Annotated in this window: 10 protein-coding genes; 7 read left to right on the top strand and 3 right to left on the bottom strand. The window is 67.0% G+C overall.

Going from position 1 to position 18,960, the window contains the following annotated elements; all coding sequences use genetic code 11:
- Nucleotides 1–125: 125 nt before the first annotated feature.
- Complete coding sequence (locus HMI57_RS12415) at nt 126–6,935, top strand: hypothetical protein (RefSeq protein WP_171586325.1); 6,810 nt, start codon at nt 126–128, stop codon at nt 6,933–6,935.
- A gap of 2 nt (nt 6,936–6,937) precedes the next feature.
- Entirely contained in the window at nt 6,938–10,570 is a 3,633-nt protein-coding gene (locus HMI57_RS12410; RefSeq protein ID WP_171586324.1) for a hypothetical protein, read from the top strand.
- Between the two features lie 3 nt (nt 10,571–10,573).
- Here HMI57_RS12410 and map read toward each other — a convergent pair whose 3' ends face one another.
- The gene (gene map / locus HMI57_RS12405; RefSeq protein WP_171586323.1) at nt 10,574–11,344 is read right to left on the bottom strand and encodes a type I methionyl aminopeptidase; all 771 of its coding nucleotides are present in this window, start codon (nt 11,342–11,344) and stop codon (nt 10,574–10,576) included.
- 155 nt (nt 11,345–11,499) lie between these two features.
- On the opposite strand from map, the gene HMI57_RS12400 reads away from it, so the two are divergent.
- Both HMI57_RS12400 and HMI57_RS12395 read left to right on the top strand, forming a co-directional pair.
- Complete coding sequence (locus tag HMI57_RS12400) at nt 11,500–11,982, top strand: cation:proton antiporter regulatory subunit (protein WP_171586322.1); 483 nt, start codon at nt 11,500–11,502, stop codon at nt 11,980–11,982.
- Between the two features lie 7 nt (nt 11,983–11,989).
- Entirely contained in the window at nt 11,990–13,180 is a 1,191-nt protein-coding gene (locus tag HMI57_RS12395; RefSeq protein WP_171586321.1) for a cation:proton antiporter, read from the top strand.
- Between the two features lie 20 nt (nt 13,181–13,200).
- On the opposite strand, the gene HMI57_RS12390 is transcribed toward HMI57_RS12395, so the two are convergent.
- Nucleotides 13,201–14,025, bottom strand: a complete 825-nt coding sequence (locus HMI57_RS12390) for an SIP domain-containing protein (RefSeq protein ID WP_171586320.1) — start codon at nt 14,023–14,025, stop codon at nt 13,201–13,203.
- Nucleotides 14,026–14,205: 180 nt separating this feature from the next.
- Here HMI57_RS12390 and HMI57_RS12385 point away from each other — a divergent pair, with 180 nt between their 5' ends.
- Nucleotides 14,206–14,751, top strand: coding sequence for a hypothetical protein (locus HMI57_RS12385; protein ID WP_171586319.1), 546 nt, complete (start codon nt 14,206–14,208; stop codon nt 14,749–14,751).
- Nucleotides 14,752–14,775: 24 nt separating this feature from the next.
- Here HMI57_RS12385 and hutH read toward each other — a convergent pair whose 3' ends face one another.
- Entirely contained in the window at nt 14,776–16,353 is a 1,578-nt protein-coding gene (hutH, locus tag HMI57_RS12380) for a histidine ammonia-lyase (RefSeq protein WP_171586318.1), read from the bottom strand.
- A 126-nt stretch (nt 16,354–16,479) separates the two neighbouring features.
- Here hutH and HMI57_RS12375 point away from each other — a divergent pair, with 126 nt between their 5' ends.
- Nucleotides 16,480–17,166: an IclR family transcriptional regulator gene (locus tag HMI57_RS12375; RefSeq protein ID WP_171586317.1), complete on the top strand. Its 687-nt coding sequence runs from the start codon at nt 16,480–16,482 to the stop codon at nt 17,164–17,166.
- Nucleotides 17,163–18,857, top strand: coding sequence for a urocanate hydratase (gene hutU / locus HMI57_RS12370; protein ID WP_171586316.1), 1,695 nt, complete (start codon nt 17,163–17,165; stop codon nt 18,855–18,857). The genes HMI57_RS12375 and hutU overlap by 4 nt, the downstream gene beginning before the upstream one ends.
- Nucleotides 18,858–18,960: the final 103 nt, after the last annotated feature.

Genomic DNA, 18,960 nt, shown 5'->3' with positions numbered 1-18,960 from the left:
AAAGCAAGCGGCAGAAATTAACACGGCCGTTTTGAATCATCAGGAATGTGGTTGTCGAGTTTCTTCTGCGGGTCCATACTCGTCTCATTCTGACGTGCTTGGACAGCCGCTGAGGAGCCGGGGCCATGCCTTCACTCTTGGATACGCTCACGCCCCTGCTGGGTGATGGCACCGATCTCGGCGATTTCGGTGACGCCCTCGACGAATTCACCGTCGACGATGCGCAGAACCCCACCAATCCCGACGGCGTCACGGTCACCGGATCAGTGTCGTTCGCCGCAGGACTGAGACTCGGCGTCGACGTCGTCAGTAAACGGCTGGTCTGGACACCCGCCTCGACGGCAGGGGGAGAGGACGCCTTCGGGGAGAATTCCTGGATTGATGTCCGCAACACCACCCTCGCTTTTGAACTTCAAGTCCCCGGGCTGGACGGCGAGGATTTCACCCTTGACCTAAGCCTGAGCAATATTGTCCTGAAAGCCCCGTTCCTCAGGGGTGCCAGGCATGCCAGCCCGGGCGAGTTGGTCCCTGACCCCCAGAACCCGGAGGTCACGTTCACCCTGCCGGATGTCGAGTTCCAGATTTTCGGCGCCGGTGGGGGCACTGACGCCAGGTTCCTGGGACTGGGCGACATCGGGACTGACGACCCGGCGATCGCCGCTTTCGTTACGATGCAGCCGCCGTTTGCATTCATCGGGTCCACGGACGTGGTGGGGTTCGGCTTCCGGTCCGGCATGCTTGACCTCTCAGGCGATGCCACCCCGCCTGCCGTCCTCGATCTCCTCAACCTCGGCGCCGAATGGCAGGGCCTCTACCTGCCGGAAATCCGACTCTTCGTCGCGCCGAACGGAGCCCGTGACCTTTGCGTCGATGCTGGCGCCAAAAACCTCCTCATTGGATTCGGGGATACCTCGGGGGTGTCCGGCGACTTTGACCTGACCGTCGCCTACCAGGGTGCCGGTGCCCTCCAACTCGGTGCACGCTTTTACGACGCCGCCGGTCGCTGCTACTCACCGGTCGGCACAACAGAGACCCGCACGGTCACCCTGCCGCCGCTGACCCGGATGGTCGCCGACGTCGACGGCGGACTGGCCCCCTATACGTTCACCATCTCCATCGACGGCGCCGCTCAGCCACCGGGCAGGGTCACCGACATTGACCTCTCGGCGAACCCCACCCGGAGCATCGTCATCACCGTCAGGGATGGGAGCGGCACCCCGCAGACGGCTACGCTCACCCTGACGACGTCGGCCCTCGCCACAGTGCCGGGCGGAGGGACCAACGCCCAGCTCCGCACCCTCAGCACCACCTCCGGAACAGTACCTGCCGCGTCGCCTCGGCTACGGATCGACTCCGAGGCTGCAGCGGGCACGACGACGACAGTGGTCCTCGCCCTCGACGTGGACGCAGCGACTGCGGCAACCACCGAATGGCGGGTCAACGGTGGGGCGCCCACGACAGGACCCACCCTGTCCGTGCCGGTGGGGCCGGGGCAGCGCTTCGCGGTGCAGGCGCGCCTGCCTGGCTCCAGCGCCGTCGGGCACGCCACCGCCCACTATCGCTTTGACACACCCGACCGCGGCGCCGAAGCCTCGGCACAGAGCCGCTCCGCACCCGCCCCCAATGCCGGAGCCACCACACCCTGGACGGCGGGCACCGACACCGATGACACCCTGCGGCCGCTCCTCGCCGCACTTCCCACCGGCCACCCCATCACCATCAGGGGGTACGCCAGCTTCGAGGGCACCGACACCCCGACCGTGCGCCAGTACAACGAACGTCTCGCACGACGTCGTGCAGACGCACTGCAGTTACGCATTGAACGGCTGTGTCAGGAGCCAGCCCTCGCCGGACGGAACCCCTCGATCACCGCGGTGGCCGACATGTCGGGGTGGACCAGCCAGGGGCCAGCCCTCGACGTCCGACGAACCTTTTGGAAAGCCGAGGCAACCTGGCCGCCCGTCACCACCGGGGACACGCTGGTCACCGCCGAACTGTGGCGCGAAGAAACCACCGGTCCCGGCACTGACCTGACCACGCCCGATTCCGACGCAGGCACCCGGCCCAACCCGCCCTCCTGGTTCCGGAAGCTCGGCACGGTGGTCAGGATCGTCAGGAACACCTTCGTCTCCTGTGAGGTGTTCGGCGAGTTCGACATCCAGACGCCGGCAGAGAACCGGCTTGCCGGCGAAATGAATCCGGAACGCGAGGAACTCAGCGCTGCCCGGGCCATCGGCAGAAATCCCGCCGACGGCATCATCAGGATCCGTTTCCTGATCGAAATCGACGAGGCCGTCGGCTCGGTGAAGATCACCGCCCAGTACGGGGCGCATCCCGAAGACACGGACGGCCTGTACCTGTGGGGAATCCGGCCCGGGGAACCACTGCAGGACCCGGAATTCGGGTTGGACTTCTTCGGCGCAACAGTCGTCTTGATGCCGCTGCTGTCCGAAACCGCCGGGGCCGTCGCCAACGAGGGCGGGATCGTCCAGATGGGTGTCACCGCGGCGATGCTTGGCATTCCGGCAGCAATCGCCGCCACACAGATCGTCAAGACCGAACGGGTGGTGTGGCATGGTGGCGAAGTTCTCCTGAACGCCGTCCCGGGAGCCAACGAACTGGTAGTTCTCTTCGATATCGAAGCTGCCATTTCCATGAACATCTTCGACCTGGTGACCATCACCCGGGAAGCCCCGCTGACCGTCCGGTACAAAGCCGTCGGGATCAGGCTGGGCGACGGCCTTGCCGGGCAGCCGTTCCAGTTCCGGCCGGTATTCGACGCCTCCAAGGGCTACTCGATCGATGTGTCGGGTCCAGGTGGCCTCAACATCGCCGAACCGCTCGGCCAGCTGCTCCAGGTACTCGGCGCCCGGGTGGCGCGCAACAACCCTCTGATCTTCGAGATCGATCTGGGCTTCGCCATCGATCTGGGGGTGGTCAGCATCGACAGGGCCCGGTTGCGTGTCGCTTTCGAACCCTTCAGTTTCGCCATCACCGCCTTCGGGGCATCGATCGACATTCCGGGGGCCGTGGCCGGGAAGGGGTACCTCGAGCTGAGCCAGACCGAGGTCAAGGGGCAGCTGGACCTGACGCTGGTCCCGGTGTCGGTGCGGATTGCCGCCGGGGTGGGAGTGGCGAACATCAGCGCTGAGGAGGGCGGACCAGCGACTGGGGTGATCGTGACCCTTGAGGTGGAGTTCCCTGTCGCCATCCCGCTAGGGCAGAGCGGCATCGGGATCTACGGGTTCATGGGCCTGTTCGCCATGAACTACTCCCGCGATATGACCGGCATCGATACTTCCAACATGGCTCCCGCACTGGCCTGGCTCCGGGCCACCGGGGGCAACCCCCTGAACGTGGCGTTCTGGAAGCCCGAGGTCAACACCTGGACCTTCGGAGTCGGCGCGATCATCGGCACCATGGGCAGCAGCGTGATCTTCAACCTCAAGGGCCTGATCATGCTGGAGCTGCCCGGCCCGCGGCTGCTGCTGATCATGAAGGCGAAGCTTCTGGCGATCATGCCCAACCTCGGAGGAAACGCTGAGGGTGTCTTCCTCGCCGTGATCGACCTCGACATGGGACGCGGGACCCTCACCATCGGGATCTCCATCGATTTCGAGATCTCCCCGCTGCTGGAGCTCCACATCCCAGTGGAGGCGTTCTTCAACTTCACCGATGTTGCGGACTGGCACCTGTACCTTGGCCGACAAAGCAGCCCCATCCACGCCAACATTCTGGAAGTCTTCGACGGCACGGGCTACCTGATGCTTTCCGGCAACGGACTCGCCCTGGAGAATCTGCCGGAGGTCTACGGGTTCTCTATCGGGACTGGCCTCCACGTCTCCTTCGAATGGGGAGACCGCAGCAGCGGTCTCTACGCCGAACTCGCCGCCGGCTTCGATGCCGTCGTGGGCTTCGACCCGTTCTGCCTTGCCGGCATTCTGTATGTCAGGGGCAGCCTCCATCTCTTCATCATCGAAGTGAGCGCGTGGGCGAAGCTTGAGGTCTTCGTGGGGGAGAAGATGATCGGGGGAAACCCTGCCAAGGTGTCCCGCATCAGCGGCGAGATCTGTGGACGGGTGAAGTTCCTGTTCTTCTCGGTGCAGGGGTGCGTCACCTTCGAGCTCGGTGAAACAGTCATCCAGACCCCGCCCCCGCCACCCCTCGTGGAAGTGCTCAAACTCGTCGGCAGGTCGCCGGCACTGGTCCAGGGGTCCGGTGTCGACAAACCCATCGACAGTGGCCTGGCCGACGCCGTAGAGTTACTCGCCGCACTGAACCCCGAGATGGGAGTGCCGCTGGACGCCGTCCCGGTGCTGATGATGAATCTTCCACCGGTACCCGACCCGGCGGTGAGGTTCAAGGGCGAAGTGCTGGCCGGGAGCACCGGGGTTGCTCCCGGCGGGTGGGTGAAGAAGGGCTCTGCCTCGTACAAGTTCACCCTCACCTCGGTCACGCTGGACGCTGTGGGACCCGACGGCGGTGTGTTGCCGGGCGGGTTCACCGACGGATCGACTCCCGCCACCTGGTGGGAGCAGAAGAGCGGCGACACCGCATTGTCGGCACAGCTGGCACTGCTGAGCTGGCTCCCCGAAGGAACCCCCAAGGCGGTCGAAACCGGGTACACTCTCGAAGAGTCAGTCACCGACAGCTGGGGGACCATCTGCGATCCCATCGCCCCGCCGACGTCGGTCCTGTTCACCTTCCTTGGCGAACCTCTGGGACCGTCCGATTCCGGTTGGCAGCTCGATGGGACGCCGTGGCCCGACCCGCCGGGCAGCCACCGTTCGACGCCCCCTGCTACGCGGCTATTCGTCACCGAGCGCTGGCGCTCGGGCGACTTCTCGGTCGATAGCCTCCTCGCCGTCGTTCCCGCCCAGGTCGAGGGTCTCGCCGTCTCCTGCCCGGAGGGCCGCGACTCGAACCGGGCAGCCCCGAACCGGGCCGGGAGGTACGACGGCGACAACCCGGTCCTCGCCGCGATTGGCGGGAAGGAACCAGAGGATACGGTGCTGCCCCGGATCGACTGGGGCCACGTGATCACCAACCCGGATCCAGACCGTACCGTCCACCGGGCGCAACTGTTGGATGGCGTTCCGATCAAGCAGGGCCGCGCGAAGTGCTCGTCCCGGGCGCTCGCCGCCCCTGTATATGACGCCCGGGAACCGATGCATCACGGGGACGACGAGCGGAAGCAGGACATTCACGACGGGTGGAAAGCAGCAGGATTCCGGCCGGGGCCGCTCGACAATGCCGTCGTCCTGCACACTGGCCCCTTTGCACACGCAGTGTTGTTCCTGCTGGTGCGCAGGGAGTTGCTTGAGGGAGGGCTGGTGGTCTGCACGTACGACGCCGGCGAGAACGAGCTGGCCAGGGAACCGGTCACCCCCGCAGCCACCAGCCTTCCGCCACGGTGGACCGATCCTGCGGGCCCCTGGTCAACTGATGCGTTCCTGCTCAGCCAGCAGGCCACCGCGATGGCCCGTCTGGGCTACCTCGGTGTCCTCGTGGAGGTGAAAGGCGGTGAGGCTGCCGACCACTTACAGATCGGGATGCCTCCGGAGGAAGCAATCAACGAACGCCTCGATGTGCGCGGCTACTACCTGGCCGGCACCGAGCTGACCAGTTACGCCGAATACCTGCGGTACGAGTGGGACGAGAGAGACCGTGTCTCCCGGCAGAGCGCCATCGCCAACGTCCTCGGAGGTGACACTGACGATTACGCGCTGCTTCACCCCGATACCGTCTACCGCGCCACTGTTGGCTACTCGGTGCAGGCACGGCCGGTGCTCCCGGACGGAACTGATGGGCCGGCAGCCGACGTTCCCAGTTCCCCGCAGGAGTTCTTCTTCAGGACCGACAACCTCCCGCCCCGCCGACTCGACCCCTGGATTCTTGGCAGCACCCCCCAGGAAGGCGAACGACACTTCCCCACCGGAGAACCGATCAGGATCATTTTCGGGACCACCAACGTGGTCAGGATGTTCGCCGCCTACGGCAAGCGGCTCCAGGTGCGGCTACGCTCCTCGGCCTTCCGGCCCATCCAGGCCAAGCCCGGTTTCGTCCACCCGCTGGTGTTGCTCCCCTGGACCCCTGGCGGCCACAACAACCCGGACCTCGTTGCGGCAGCGGTGCTCTCGCCCTGGGAGCAGGCGCTCGCCGGTGTGGTGACAGGCAGCTGCATCCCGGTGGATGAGGAACGGGTCAGGCATTCAGTGGTGACGGTAGGAGTGGAACTCGAAAGCTACACCGACTACATCATGGATGTGGAGTCCGTCGACCTGACGGCATCCGACGGCGCCCAGGGGGAGGTGATCTGGCGCCGGTCCTTCAGCACCGGGGCTTTCACCACCGTCGAGGAGTTCAGCGGATCGTTCGCCGACGCCAGGATTGTGCACCGGTACGCTGCGCCGGGCGCACTCCAGGACGTTGCCGCTTCCTTCGCTGTCCGCCCGCCGGAGGGCGCCGAACTGGATCAGGCGCTGTTCCTCGCAGGACTGGAGCCGATGGGAGTGCCCACAGCGGGCCAGATTGTGGTGTTCTGGGAAACGGCGGCCGCCGCCGGTTCACTGCCGCAGCCGGCAGCCGTGCTGCTTGATGCTTCGGAGCCCATGTGGCGAAGCCGGGCGGTGGCCGTGGAGGAGGTCGATGCGGCGGTAGCAGGCAACCGCCGTTACGCGATGGTGCAGCGCGGGTGGCTGGAACTCGCCGAAGGTGCCAGCCCCGACGCCATCGTGGACCTGATTGTCCGGGCCCCCGGAGGCCAGCGGGCCCTGGTCTGTCTCAAACCCGGATCGCGGGGCAAGGGGCTCAGCCTGGTCCTGGATCGTCTCGCTCAACCGGAGACGTATCTCGACGGGCCGGCCGCCGCCGACATTGCCTACCCTGTCGCCGACCTATTGCTCACCACCGCACCGTGGGAAGAAACCGACTGATCATGAGCTACGTATTCAATCCACGCCGGTTCCAGGCTGAAGGCGTCGCCATCAATTGGGCGGTGCACGCCCGCACTCTGGGCGGGCTCAAAGAGTATTCGCGCACCCTGAAGGTCAGACCGGCGAACGTACAGCTGCGGTGGCTGCCCAATCAGGAGATCGGCATTCCCAGCCGACCCTTCAGCGTGTGGCGCCGGGCGAGCATGCGCGCGGAAATCACTGACCTGGACTTCCGCGCAGTTCTCGTTCCCTCACTGGGCGGGCGCACCCTGGTGACCTGGCCCGGTGTTCGGCTGGTCACCGCCCAGCTGGCCCTCACCGGGAGCGCAGGCTACATCTATGCCTTTGCCGGCTGGCCCAGCACCTCCGGTGCCGTGGCCGTCAGGCGTTTCGAACCCGGAGCCGGAACAGTAAGGATCGGTGCGGGGGCCATGGACGGCCTCCTGGTCGACCCGGGCATCAGTATCGAATCGCTCCTGGGCACAGACCTGTCGCAGTATGACGAGGGAATGGGCTGGGAAGAGCTGGAACGGGTGGGTCTTCCGGTGGATAGTGCACGGTGGACAGGCACCGCCTACGGCAGCCACCTGCAGGGCATGCTGGTCGACGGATCCGGCTCCTCCCCGGCCCTCACCGACCCCGTGGTCGCCGCCGGGCAGCGGCTGGAGCGGGGTGCGCCGTCGTCGGGCTGGGACCCACAACTGGCCGCCGGAATCACGGCACCGGGGTGGCAGGAGCCGGACTTCACCGCTGTCATCGCTGACGCCAACGACTCGCTGGTGCACCACCTCGCGGTCATCTCCCACGCCCACCCGCCGCGGGACCATGCTGGGCGCACCATCGCTGTCACCATGCCGCCGCCCGCCAACTCCGGTGGCGGCTCAGCACCGGGTGATCCGACCACCTCCCTTGTCTCGCCCTGGGGGATGACCCTGCTCGCCGCCGGAACGGATCCCTACGCAGCACTGGCGCTGGGCATGGGTACTGCGTACGGGCCCGATGACCTTCCGAAGGACGATCACGGCGAGCGCAGCGACTACGATTTCCTGGTGACTGCCACCTACGAAAAAGGGCTCGACGGGCAGTCGGCCGAACGCACCTATGCGGCTGTGATCCCCTCCCCGCAACCAGGAATTGCGCCCCTGGCACCGGCCGGCGCAACAGTCCAGAAAATGGGGTACCTGCGTCCCGCGGCCCGGGACCTACCGTGGCGGACGTCGCTGCGCACGGGGTGGGAGCGGCCACCGGTGACCCCGCTGGCCCGCCCGCGCAGCTACGCCTTCGCCCGGCTTTCCCACCCGGGGGACCTCGCCGCGTCGTCGCTCCTACCCCCAAGGATCGGTGGCGGATGGCTGCCAGGGGTGATCAACGATGCCCAAATGGACGGGGACCCAGCGCCCCACAAAATCTCTGCTGTGGACCGCGAGATTCCGATCCCACCCGATCCGGGCAGCATCTCGCCCGCCTACTCGGTGGCGCACCAGGACCTCTACGGGCTGTGGAGCAAATGGCGGTCCGCCAGCACCTCAGTCGACCAACCGGGAGTCGACGCCGTGCGGATTGTCAGCGCCGCGCTGACGGCAGCGGGCAGCCCGACGGCGGGAAGCCCGGTCGCCGGGCAACTCGAGGTCGAGTTCCTCTGGGACTGGTCAGCCAGGGGCCCCCAGACCATCAGGTTTGCTGGCAGGCTGTTTGCCGCCCCGTTGCACGGGGCGAAGCCGCCAGACACCTCGGTGCCCGCCGGGATGCAGCGCAGCCTGGGTGGTGGTGGAGCATTCGTAGACGTCGAGTTCACAGGCGACCAGGCTCAGCATGCCGGTGTGCCCCTGACGGGTCTCAATCTTGCAGGGGACGCCGTGGTGCCCATGGGCGCCGCAGGGCAGGGGGAGCGGGAACGGCGTTACCGGCTCCGCGTTCCCGGTTTCACCCTTGCCTTCGATGCGTCGGGGCACGTTGGTTTGGCACTCTGGGCCGTTGGGCAGGAACGTGTGACACCGCACCGGTGGGGCAACTGGCCCACCGAACCCAGTGTCGTCACGACCTCCGACCCCCGGCCCCCGGTGGTCATCATGAACACCCTGCCCACCGTTGCCCTCGGCAGCCTCCCGGACGCCAACGGGGAATCGCACGCACGGCTGTCCTGGTCGGCTGCCGGATCGGTCGCCGGGTACGCAATCTACGAGTCCACTGAGACCAAGCTGGCGCAGACCGCGGGGTCGCCGCCAGCGGATATCGAGACCACCCTGTCTGAGCGGCTCGAAGCAATGAAGGCCGTGTTCAACGCCGACCCGTCCCGGCGGGCGTTCACCCGCCGGAACTCCACCCTGATCACCGGTACCTCAGCCGACGTGACCCTGCCCCGCGGCACCACCGACATTCACGTCTTCGTGGTCATTGGGGTCAGCGCCGGCCAGATCGAGGCGCCGTGGCCTTCCGGTCCCAGTGCCTCCGACCAGTGGTTTGCCTACGCCGTCCCCCGCCGGTCACGTCCCGCACCACCAACACTCGAACTCCATCCGCTGCAGGATGGGGGAATCAACAAGGCGCGGGTGCTGGTGGGCGCGCGCGACGGCGCACCGGTGACCCGGGTAGAACTGCACAGGGTCAGGGTGGACGAGGCGGTCGCATCCCTGGGGACGATGGGGCCGCCCGTGGCAGCCGTCTCGGCGGGCACCCCCGGGTGGACAGTCGGTCAGGGGTTAGCACCCGGTGGAGGAATCCGGACCCTTGATGGCTTCGACGTCCCCGATGGGTCCTGGAAACGGGTCTGGTACCGGGCGACCGCCTGGAGCAGCGACGACCCATCACGGGGCATCCTGGGGGACCGCTCGGACGCCAGTTCGGCCGCATGGGTGGTGGTACCCCCGGCGGGACCCCCTGATCTCTCCTCCCTTGACCTTTCGCCCGGGCCAGGCGGTGCGGGTGAGGCAGTAATCACCTGGACCAGCCGGGCACCGGCCACCCCTAGCCCGCTCGGCACCCATCGGATCACCGTGTCCGCGACCGTCCCCCTCGGCGCAGCGCTGATCAGCTCATCGGAACAGCTTGGCCTGGTCTCCGAGGTGGAGCCAGCCACAGGGTCGGGATTCTGGCGGATCGAGGGCGCCGGCGGTGCCGCAACCGGCTATCGGGCACTTCTCCGTCGCGCCGATCCAGGGGACACCGTCGAGGTGAGTGTGACAATAACCGATCCCCTCGGCCGGACTACCACTGAAACGGTGACCGTCCCGCCCGGGGCGCTGCTCCCTGCACCGGAGGTGACGGGGCTGGCCCTGGCGCGCCGTCAACCCCTTGCGGGCGCGCTTGCCGAATGGACGAGCAACACGCCACCGGTGGCCACTCCCGCCGGATCCTATCGGCTACGGGTGACCCTGCGGCCCCGGGCGGCCAGCCCGCTCCCGGTGCGGCCACCCCGGCCGGTGGTGATTGATGTGCTGCTGGAGGATGTGCCGGTGGCCAACCCCACAACAGCGTCCGCGCGGACGCTCGTGGGGCGGTATCCAGGGCGTGCCGGCGGATACTGGGTGTACAGCCCTGCGGTCCCGGAACGGATCACTGTGAGTCTAACGGCCCCGGATGGCCGAACCGCTGAGCAGTCCATTCAACCGCGACCGAACCAACTGCGGCGGCCATGATGGTTAGCGGGGAAGGGTGAGAATCTCGGCTCCATCATCGGTGATGGCGATCGTGTGCTCGCTGTGCGCGGTCCGACAACCCGTGGCGCTGCGAAGCGTCCATCCATCGGCGTCGGTGAGCAGGGTTGCGGTGTCCGCCATGATCCAAGGCTCGAGCGCGAGCAGCAGCCCGGGGCGCAGCACGTAGCCGCGGCCCGGCCGCCCGGTGTTGGGAATGTGGGGGTCCTGGTGCATTGTCGAACCTATCCCATGGCCACCGAACTCGGTGTTGATGGGGTAACCGGCGTCGCTGAGCACCGCCCCGATGGCATGCGAGAGGTCGCCGATGCGCGCGCCGGGACCGGCTGCGGCGATCCCCGCGCGCAGGGCCTGCTCGGTGGTGCTGATCATGGCGACGCTTTCCGCGGGACGCGCATCACCCACGATGAAACTGATCGCCGAGTCCGCTGCGATGCCGCGCTTGGAGACCGCCAGATCGAGCGTCAGTAGATCCCCATCAGCGAGTGCGTAATCGTGGGGGAGCCCATGAAGCACTGCGTCATTGACGGCCGTGCAGATGTAGTGCCCAAACGGGCCGCGGCCGAAGGAGGGCGCGTAATCAACGTAGCAGGACTGTGCTCCGGCGTCGGCGATCATCGTCTTCGTCCACGCGTCAATATCCAACAGGTTAGTCCCCACCGTGGCGCGGCTTTTCATTGTTTGCAGAATGTCGGCCACCAGGGCGCCCGTATCCCTGGCACGGGTCAGCTCGGTGGGGCTCAGGATCTCGATCATTCGGCGCCTTTCATACGCAATGCTCATGCACCCACCCACTATCCCCGTAAGGGGAGACCCACGGCAACCGGCCCACCCCATCGGCTGAACAGGGCGGGGCACAGGCGGCCGTTCGCCCCGGGTGGAATGTCGCTGCCAAGGTCTAGAATTGAACCATGAAGGTCGACAAAACGCCGCTGCCGGGAATCGGCATGCGCAAGGACATTGTGACGTCCTCCGGGCGCCGCATTGGAACTGTCACACAGCGCGACGGTGAGACCGCGCTCATCATCTCCCGGCAGGACGACCCGGACGCCTGCCTCGTATCCGTCCCGCTCACCGCCGACGAAGCCGCGACACTCGGTAACCTGCTCGGTGCCCACCAGTTGGTGGCCCAGCTGACCGAGGAACACCGTGATCTACCAGGGGTGAACACCCGGCAATTCCTTATTACCCGCGGTTCACCGTTCGAGGGGTACCGCCTCGGAGACACCAGGATGAGAACCCGCACCGGCGCCTCAGTGGTGGCGGCGCTGCGCGACGGCAAGGTTGAACCCTCGCCGAACCCCGATTTCACCCTGCAGACCGGGGACCTCCTGGTCGCCGTCGGAACGTCGGACGGTCTGGAAGCGGCCGCCGAAATCCTCGGCGGCGGCTGAGTCCGGCTTGGAGGCCGGTAGTGCGCTGACGCTGATCGAACTGGGGGCTGTGTTCTTTTGCCTCGGCATCCTGGGGCGTCTTGCTGGACGGATCGGCCTCTCACCCATCCCGCTCTACCTGCTGGGCGGGCTTTTCTTCGGGCACGGCGGTTTCATTGAACTGGAGGGCCTGAACGAGTTCAGCGAAATTGCCAGCGAGATCGGCGTGATCCTGCTGCTGCTCATGCTGGGCCTTGAGTACACGGCCAAGGAATTGGTTACCGGGCTCCGGCAGTCGTGGCTGGCCGGTGTCCTCGACATAGTCCTGAACTTCACCCCCGGCGCTGTGGTGGCGCTCCTCCTCGGCTGGGGGCCGGTGGGTGCCATGGTGATGGGCGGCGTCACCTACATTTCGTCGTCGGGAATCGTGGCGAAGGTACTGACCGATCTGGATCGACTGGGCAACCGGGAAACCCCTGTCATCCTGTCCCTGCTGGTATTCGAAGACCTTGCCATGGCCGTGTACCTGCCCATCCTGACCACTGTCCTCGCCGGCGCCAGCTTTGCCGGCGGGATGCAGGCGGTCGGAATCTCGCTGGTGGTGGTCACCGTGGTGCTCATCGTTGCCCTGCGGTTCGGGAACGTGGTCTCGGCGATTGTGGACAGCAAGGACCGCGAGGTCTTCCTCCTCACAGTGCTCGGTGCCGCGCTCTTGGTGGCGGGAGTCGCGGCAGCGATGCAGGTATCGGCGGCCGTGGGGGCCTTCCTCCTCGGCATCGCCATCTCGGGGGCCACAGCGACCAACGCCACCCGGCTCCTCGAACCACTGCGTGACCTGTTCGCCGCGATCTTCTTCGTGGTGTTCGGGCTGAACACCGACCCGGCGACCATCCCCCCGGTGCTCGGGATCGCGATCCTCCTGGTCCTCATCACGTCGACCACCAAGATTGCTACCGGCTGGTGGGCAGCCCGCCAGCACGGGGTGGGACGGCTGGGACGGGCACGGGCCGGCGTCGCCCTGATCGCCCGCGGCGAGTTCTCGATCGTGATCGCGGGCCTGGCGGTCGCGTCGGGGGCGATCACCGGGGAGCTTGCCGCCCTGGCCACTGCCTACGTGCTCCTGACAGCGGTCCTCGGACCGGTCGCTGCCCGCCTGGTCGAACCGGTGATGGGCAGGCTGCAGCGCCGACCCCGGCCCGAACCACTGCCGGCCACCTGAGCGTCGCGGGTAAACGGACCTCAGTCGAGGATCTTGCCGACCGGTTCTTTCTTCTCTGCCTGGAACCGGTCTTCGGTGCGGCCCAGCGCCCAATAGCCGGACAGCGATACCTGGCTGCGCTCCAGACCGTGCTTGACGAAGAACACATCCCGTAACTGCTTCATCGATTCCCGCTCGCCGTGGGCAAAGACGTGCACCCGGCCCTCACGCCAGGAGGCTTGCTGGAGGGCAGCGGCCAGGAGGGTCCCCGCCGTCGCCCCGCGACGGTACAGCCAGACAAGTTCGACGCCGGACGGGGCAGTGAGATCCAGACGGTCCGGCTCATCCTCCACCTCAAGGAAGGCCATCCCGACGGCGTCGGCGGGCAGTGACTCCAGGGCGGCGGCCACCGCGGGCAGTGCCGTTTCGTCGGCGGCGTAAAGGTACCAGTCGGCCTCCGGGTTGGGAGAGTAGCCGCCACCGGGCCCCGCCACCACCAGGGTGTCACCGGGCTGGGCCGATGCCGCCCACGGTCCGGCGAGACCCTCGTCGCCATGCACCACAAAGTCGATGGCCAGCTCCTGGGCCGCATAGTCCACCCAACGGACGGTATAGGTCCGGGTGACCGGGAGGTCGGCAGGGGCGAGGGTTTCACGGAGCGCCTGGTGGTCGTACGGCGGCACCAGCCCCAGCTCGGGTTTGGCGAAGTGGATTTTCACATACCGGTCGGTGAAGTCATTACGGCCAAACGAGGCGAACCCATCCCCGCCGGCAACTACCCGCACCATGGCCGGAGACAGCCACTCGGTGCGCTGGACGGTCAGGATGGACTGAGGCTTGGGCTTGCGTACTGGGGCGACACTCACTGGCTGGATCTCCTTTGGCGGGTTTGTCCAAGGCTAGCAACACGGTGCCGTGGTCAAGATCCACAGATCGCACCGAGACCCACGTAACGGTTCGGGGTCAGAGAGTTTCCGTCCGGTGCTTTACTGCCGTCGTCGCAATATCATTGATTCATCAAATCCACAACCCATGAGGGGTGCATGATGAAAAAACTTGGCGCGTTGCTGGCAGCATTCCTGCTGGTGCTCGGTCTGGGACTGGTGGTTCCAACCGCTGCCACGGCAGCGCCGTACTGCGGTATAACCTGGGGCTCGCTGGCGAAAACCAGTGCGCCGATGACCACTGCGCCCATCACGAATGTGAGGGCGGGACAGCACCCCTGCTTTGACCGGATGGTGGTCGACATCCGAGGGAAGGGTGCAGGGTACCGGGTCGAATATGTCAGCGCAGTGAGGGCTGACGGAAGTGGCCAGCTCATCCCGTTGCGCGGTGGGGCTTTCCTGCGGGTCATCGTCAAGGCACCGAGCTACGACAGGTTTGGCAACGCCACGTATCGGCCAGCCAACCCGTCGGAACTGGTCAACCTGGCCGGGTACGCCACCTTCCGCCAGCTCGCGTCTGCCGGCAGCTTCGAAGGACAGTCCACCTTCGGACTCGGTGTGCGTGCCCGACTGCCCTTCAGGGTGTTCACCCTGGACGGCCCGGGCACTGCCTCACGGCTGGTGGTCGACGTCGCCCACCGGTGGTAGCGGCCTACAAGCCCGCTGAACAGCCTAGGCCAGGGGTCCGCCCAGGGCTTCCTGCACGGCGGTGACCAGCGAACCGTTGTCGACCAGTACCCGCACCGCTTCGATCTCGGGGGCGAGGTAGCGGTCGGTATCCGGTCCCTCAACCACCTCGCGGACCACCGTCCGTGCCGCGTGGATGGCCACCGCACTGCGGGAGGTGGCCAGGCCGCCATCGCGCATGTCCAGCGCGCGGGCGGCCGTCAGGATTTCGATCGCCAGGACCCGGGTCAGGCCATCGAGGGCCCGCCGGAGTTTCAGTCCGGCCGCCCACCCCATGGAGACGTGGTCCTCCTGCATGGCCGAGGAGGGGATCGAATCCACCGACGCGGGATTCGCGAGCCGCTTAAGCTCCGACACAATCCCGGCCTGCGTGTACTGGGCGATCATGTGGCCGGAATCGACCCCTGGGTCGTGCGCCAGGAAGGGGTTCAACCCATGGCTGCGGGCCTTATCGAGGAATCGGTCGGTGCGGCGCTCGCTCATGGAGGCCACATCGGCGACGGCGATGGCGAGGAAGTCCAGCGCGTAACCCACGGGGGCGCCGTGGAAGTTGCCATTGGACTCGACCCGGCCGTCGACAGTGACCACTGGATTGTCGATCGCCGACGCCAGTTCAATGGCCGCCACCGACTCGACATGGGCGAGGGTGGAACGGGCTGCCCCGTGCACCTGCGGCGCGCAACGCAGCGAGTACGCGTCCTGGACCCGGGTGCTGCGGTGGGCGCTGAGCTCTGAAGCGGAGTGCGCCTGGATCAGCGGTGACCCGTCCAGCAGATGGCGGATGTTGGCGGCCGACGAGATCTGGCCCGGATGGGGCCGCAGCGCATGGAGGTCCGCGGCGAACACGCCGTCAGTGCCGAGCAGCCCCTCGACGCTCATGGCTGCCGCAAGATCTGCAGTTTTCAGCAAGCGGTGAAGGTCAGCGGACGCCAGAATCAGCATGCCGAGCATGCCGTCGGTGCCGTTGATCAGGGCCAGCCCTTCCTTTTCGCGGAGCTCCACCGGAGTGATCCCGGCTGCGGCGAGCGCCTCGCTGGCGGGACGGAGGACGCCGTCGTCGTCGCGCACGTCACCCTCGCCCATCAGGGCCAGGGCAATATGCGACAGCGGGGCCAGATCGCCGGAGCAACCCAGCGAGCCGTACTCGCCGATGACCGGGGTGATACCCGCGTTGAGGAGGGCCGCGTAGGTCTGCGCCACGAGGGGACGGACGCCGGTCCGGCCGGTGGCCATGGTGGAGAGTCGGCCGAGCATCAGCCCGCGGACAACCTCGCGATCCACCTCCGCGCCTGAAGAGGCAGCGTGGCTGCGGATCAGGCTCCGCTGCAACTGGGTGCGCTGGGCCACCGGAATGTGGGTGGTCGCCAGGGCACCGAAGCCGGTGGACACGCCGTAGTGGGGCATGGGGTCGTTGACGAGGTCCTCAATCACCTGTCGGGAGGCTTCCATCGCGGTGATCGACTCCTGAAGGATCTCGACCCTCGCGCCGTGCCGTGCCACCGCGACGACGTCGTCGGGCCGGAGGGCTCCGACGCCCACGTTGACTGTCTGACTGGTGCCCACCTGCGGACCCGCTTCCACACTAAGTCTTGCCAATGAATGAAAAGAGCGTTTCAATAAGTGAAATGCATTACGTCCTGCAATGCAAGACCCACCGCACCGAGTCACCCGTAGAAGGAGGCACACCGCATGGCCGACACATCGACCCGTACCGTGGAGCGTGCGCTCCTGCTCCTGGGCGCCGTCTGCGACAGGGGAGCGGTCAGCCTGGCCGACGCCGCCCGCGACGCGTCGCTCTCCGCGTCCACAGCCCTGCGCCTGCTGCGCACCCTCGAAGCCACCGGTTTCGTCAGGAAGGACGACGACGGCTACCGCCCCGGCATGCGCATCGTGCAGCTCGGTGCCCAGGCGCTCAGCCACGAATCCCTCGTGTCGCTGTCAGGTGCAGCCCTGGACCGGCTGGTGGCCGGCACGGGGGAGTCCGCCTACCTCAACGTCCCCGCCGACGACGGGCACGGCATCTACATCGCCGTCCGTGAAGGCACCCACTCAGTCAGGCACACCAGCTGGGTGGGCCGGCGTATTCCGCTCACCGGCACTGCGGCCGGCAGGGTGCTGGCCGGAGAGGCACCCGCCTGCGGCTACGTGGTGGTCCGCAACGGCGTCGAACCCGATGTCACGGCCGTCGCCGCACCCGTCATGATCGGGGACCGGATTGCCGCCTCGCTGAGCGTGGTGGTCCCCAGCTACCGCATCAGTGAGCACCAGGCCGAAATCCTGGGCCAACTGGTCGCCGGCGAAGCATCGGGCATCCTCAACACTTCCACTACCCCCACCCATCCGGGACACCTCACCATCGACGGAGAATCCGCATGAGCACCTCATTCACCCAGCACGACCCCTCCCGCTCCATCCGTGCCGCCCGCGGCACCACACTCACCGCCAAGAGCTGGCAGACCGAGGCACCCCTGCGGATGCTGATGAACAACCTCGACCCCGAGGTGGCCGAACGGCCCGAGGACCTGGTGGTCTACGGCGGAACCGGCCGTGCCGCGCGCAGCTGGGAAGCCTACGACGCCATCGTCAGGTCCCTGGAGGACCTCGAGGATGATGAGACGCTGCTGGTGCAGTCGGGGAAACCCGTCGGTATCTTCCGCACCAACAAATGGGCGCCGAGGGTACTGCTGGCCAACTCCAACCTGGTGGGGGACTGGGCCACCTGGCCCGAGTTCCGCAAGCTCGAAGCCGAAGGTCTGATGATGTACGGGCAGATGACTGCCGGCTCCTGGATCTACATCGGCACGCAGGGCATCCTGCAGGGCACCTACGAGACGTTCGCGGCGATTGCCCGCAAGCTGTTCAAATCCCCGACGGCTACGCTGGCCGGGACGCTGACCCTGACCGCCGGCTGCGGCGGCATGGGTGGTGCCCAGCCGCTCGCCGTCACCCTGAACGGTGGCGCGGTGCTGATTGTCGACGTCGAGCGGTCCCGGCTGGAGCGCCGCGCCGCGAAACGCTACCTCGACGTCGTCGCCACCGACCTTGAGGACGGCCTGCGCCAGGTGCTGGCCGCCAAGGAGGAGAAGCGCGCCCTGTCGGTCGGCGTCGTCGGTAATGCTGCCGAAGTCTTCCCGGAGTTGCTCCGCCGCCACCTGGCCGGCGAGCTCACCATCGACATCGTCACCGACCAGACCTCCGCCCATGACCCGCTGAGCTACCTCCCCGAGGGAGTGTCCACTGACGAGTGGGACCGCGAGGCGAAGGGCGATCCCGACGGTTTCACCAAGAAGGCGCAGACCTCCATGGCCCACCATGTGGAGGCGATGGTCGGTTTCCAGGACGCCGGCGCCGAGGTCTTCGACTACGGCAACTCCATCCGTGACGAAGCCCGGCAGGGCGGCTACCCGCGGGCGTTCGAGTTTCCCGGCTTCGTCCCCGCGTACATCCGGCCGCTGTTCTGCGAAGGTATGGGTCCGTTCCGCTGGGTGGCGCTCTCCGGCGACCCGGCCGACATCGCCGTCACCGACGCGGCGCTGAAGGAACTGTTCCCCGAGAACGCCCACCTGCACCGCTGGCTCGACGCCGCCGGTGATCTGGTCGAGTTTGAGGGCCTGCCCGCGCGGATCTGCTGGCTCGGCTACGGCGACCGGGCCAAGGCCGGGAAGATGTTCAACCAGCTCGTCGCCGACGGCAAGGTGTCAGCGCCCATCGTGATCGGCCGCGACCACCTCGACTCCGGATCGGTGGCCTCACCCTACCGGGAGACCGAGGCGATGGCCGACGGCTCCGACGCCGTCGCCGACTGGCCCCTGCTCAACGCCCTGCTCAACACCTCCTCCGGTGCCACCTGGGTGTCTATCCACCACGGTGGAGGAGTGGGCATTGGCCGGTCCATCCACGCCGGCCAGGTGTCAGTGGCCGACGGGACACCGCTCGCCGCCGAGAAACTGGAACGGCTGCTCACCAACGACCCCGGGATGGGCGTGATCCGCCACGTCGACGCCGGATACCAGCGGGCATCCGACGTCGCGGCAGAGCGTGGAGTCCGCATCCCCATGGCAGACTGACTCTTCTGGGGTGTGGGGCCTCCGGCCCCCTGCCGCCGGCTCGACAAAGATTTCCGCTGGCTCGTTCCTCGCTACCGGAAATCCAACTCGCCTACACGGCAGG

Source organism: Arthrobacter sp. 260, assembly GCF_013116745.1.
GTDB lineage: Bacteria > Actinomycetota > Actinomycetes > Actinomycetales > Micrococcaceae > Arthrobacter_D.
This window is presented reverse-complemented; position numbering and strand designations above follow the sequence as displayed.

Bases quoted from the DNA above. Each gene is read 5' to 3' on its own strand.
- HMI57_RS12375 (WP_171586317.1), top strand. From the start codon at position 16,480: ATGGCCGACACATCGACCCGTACCGTGGAGCGTGCGCTCCTGCTCCTG.
- hutU (WP_171586316.1), top strand. From the start codon at position 17,163: ATGAGCACCTCATTCACCCAGCACGACCCCTCCCGCTCCATCCGTGCC.
- HMI57_RS12400 (WP_171586322.1), top strand. From the start codon at position 11,500: ATGAAGGTCGACAAAACGCCGCTGCCGGGAATCGGCATGCGCAAGGAC.
- HMI57_RS12415 (WP_171586325.1), top strand. From the start codon at position 126: ATGCCTTCACTCTTGGATACGCTCACGCCCCTGCTGGGTGATGGCACC.
- HMI57_RS12410 (WP_171586324.1), top strand. From the start codon at position 6,938: ATGAGCTACGTATTCAATCCACGCCGGTTCCAGGCTGAAGGCGTCGCC.
- map (WP_171586323.1), bottom strand. From the start codon at position 11,344: ATGATCGAGATCCTGAGCCCCACCGAGCTGACCCGTGCCAGGGATACG.
- HMI57_RS12385 (WP_171586319.1), top strand. From the start codon at position 14,206: ATGAAAAAACTTGGCGCGTTGCTGGCAGCATTCCTGCTGGTGCTCGGT.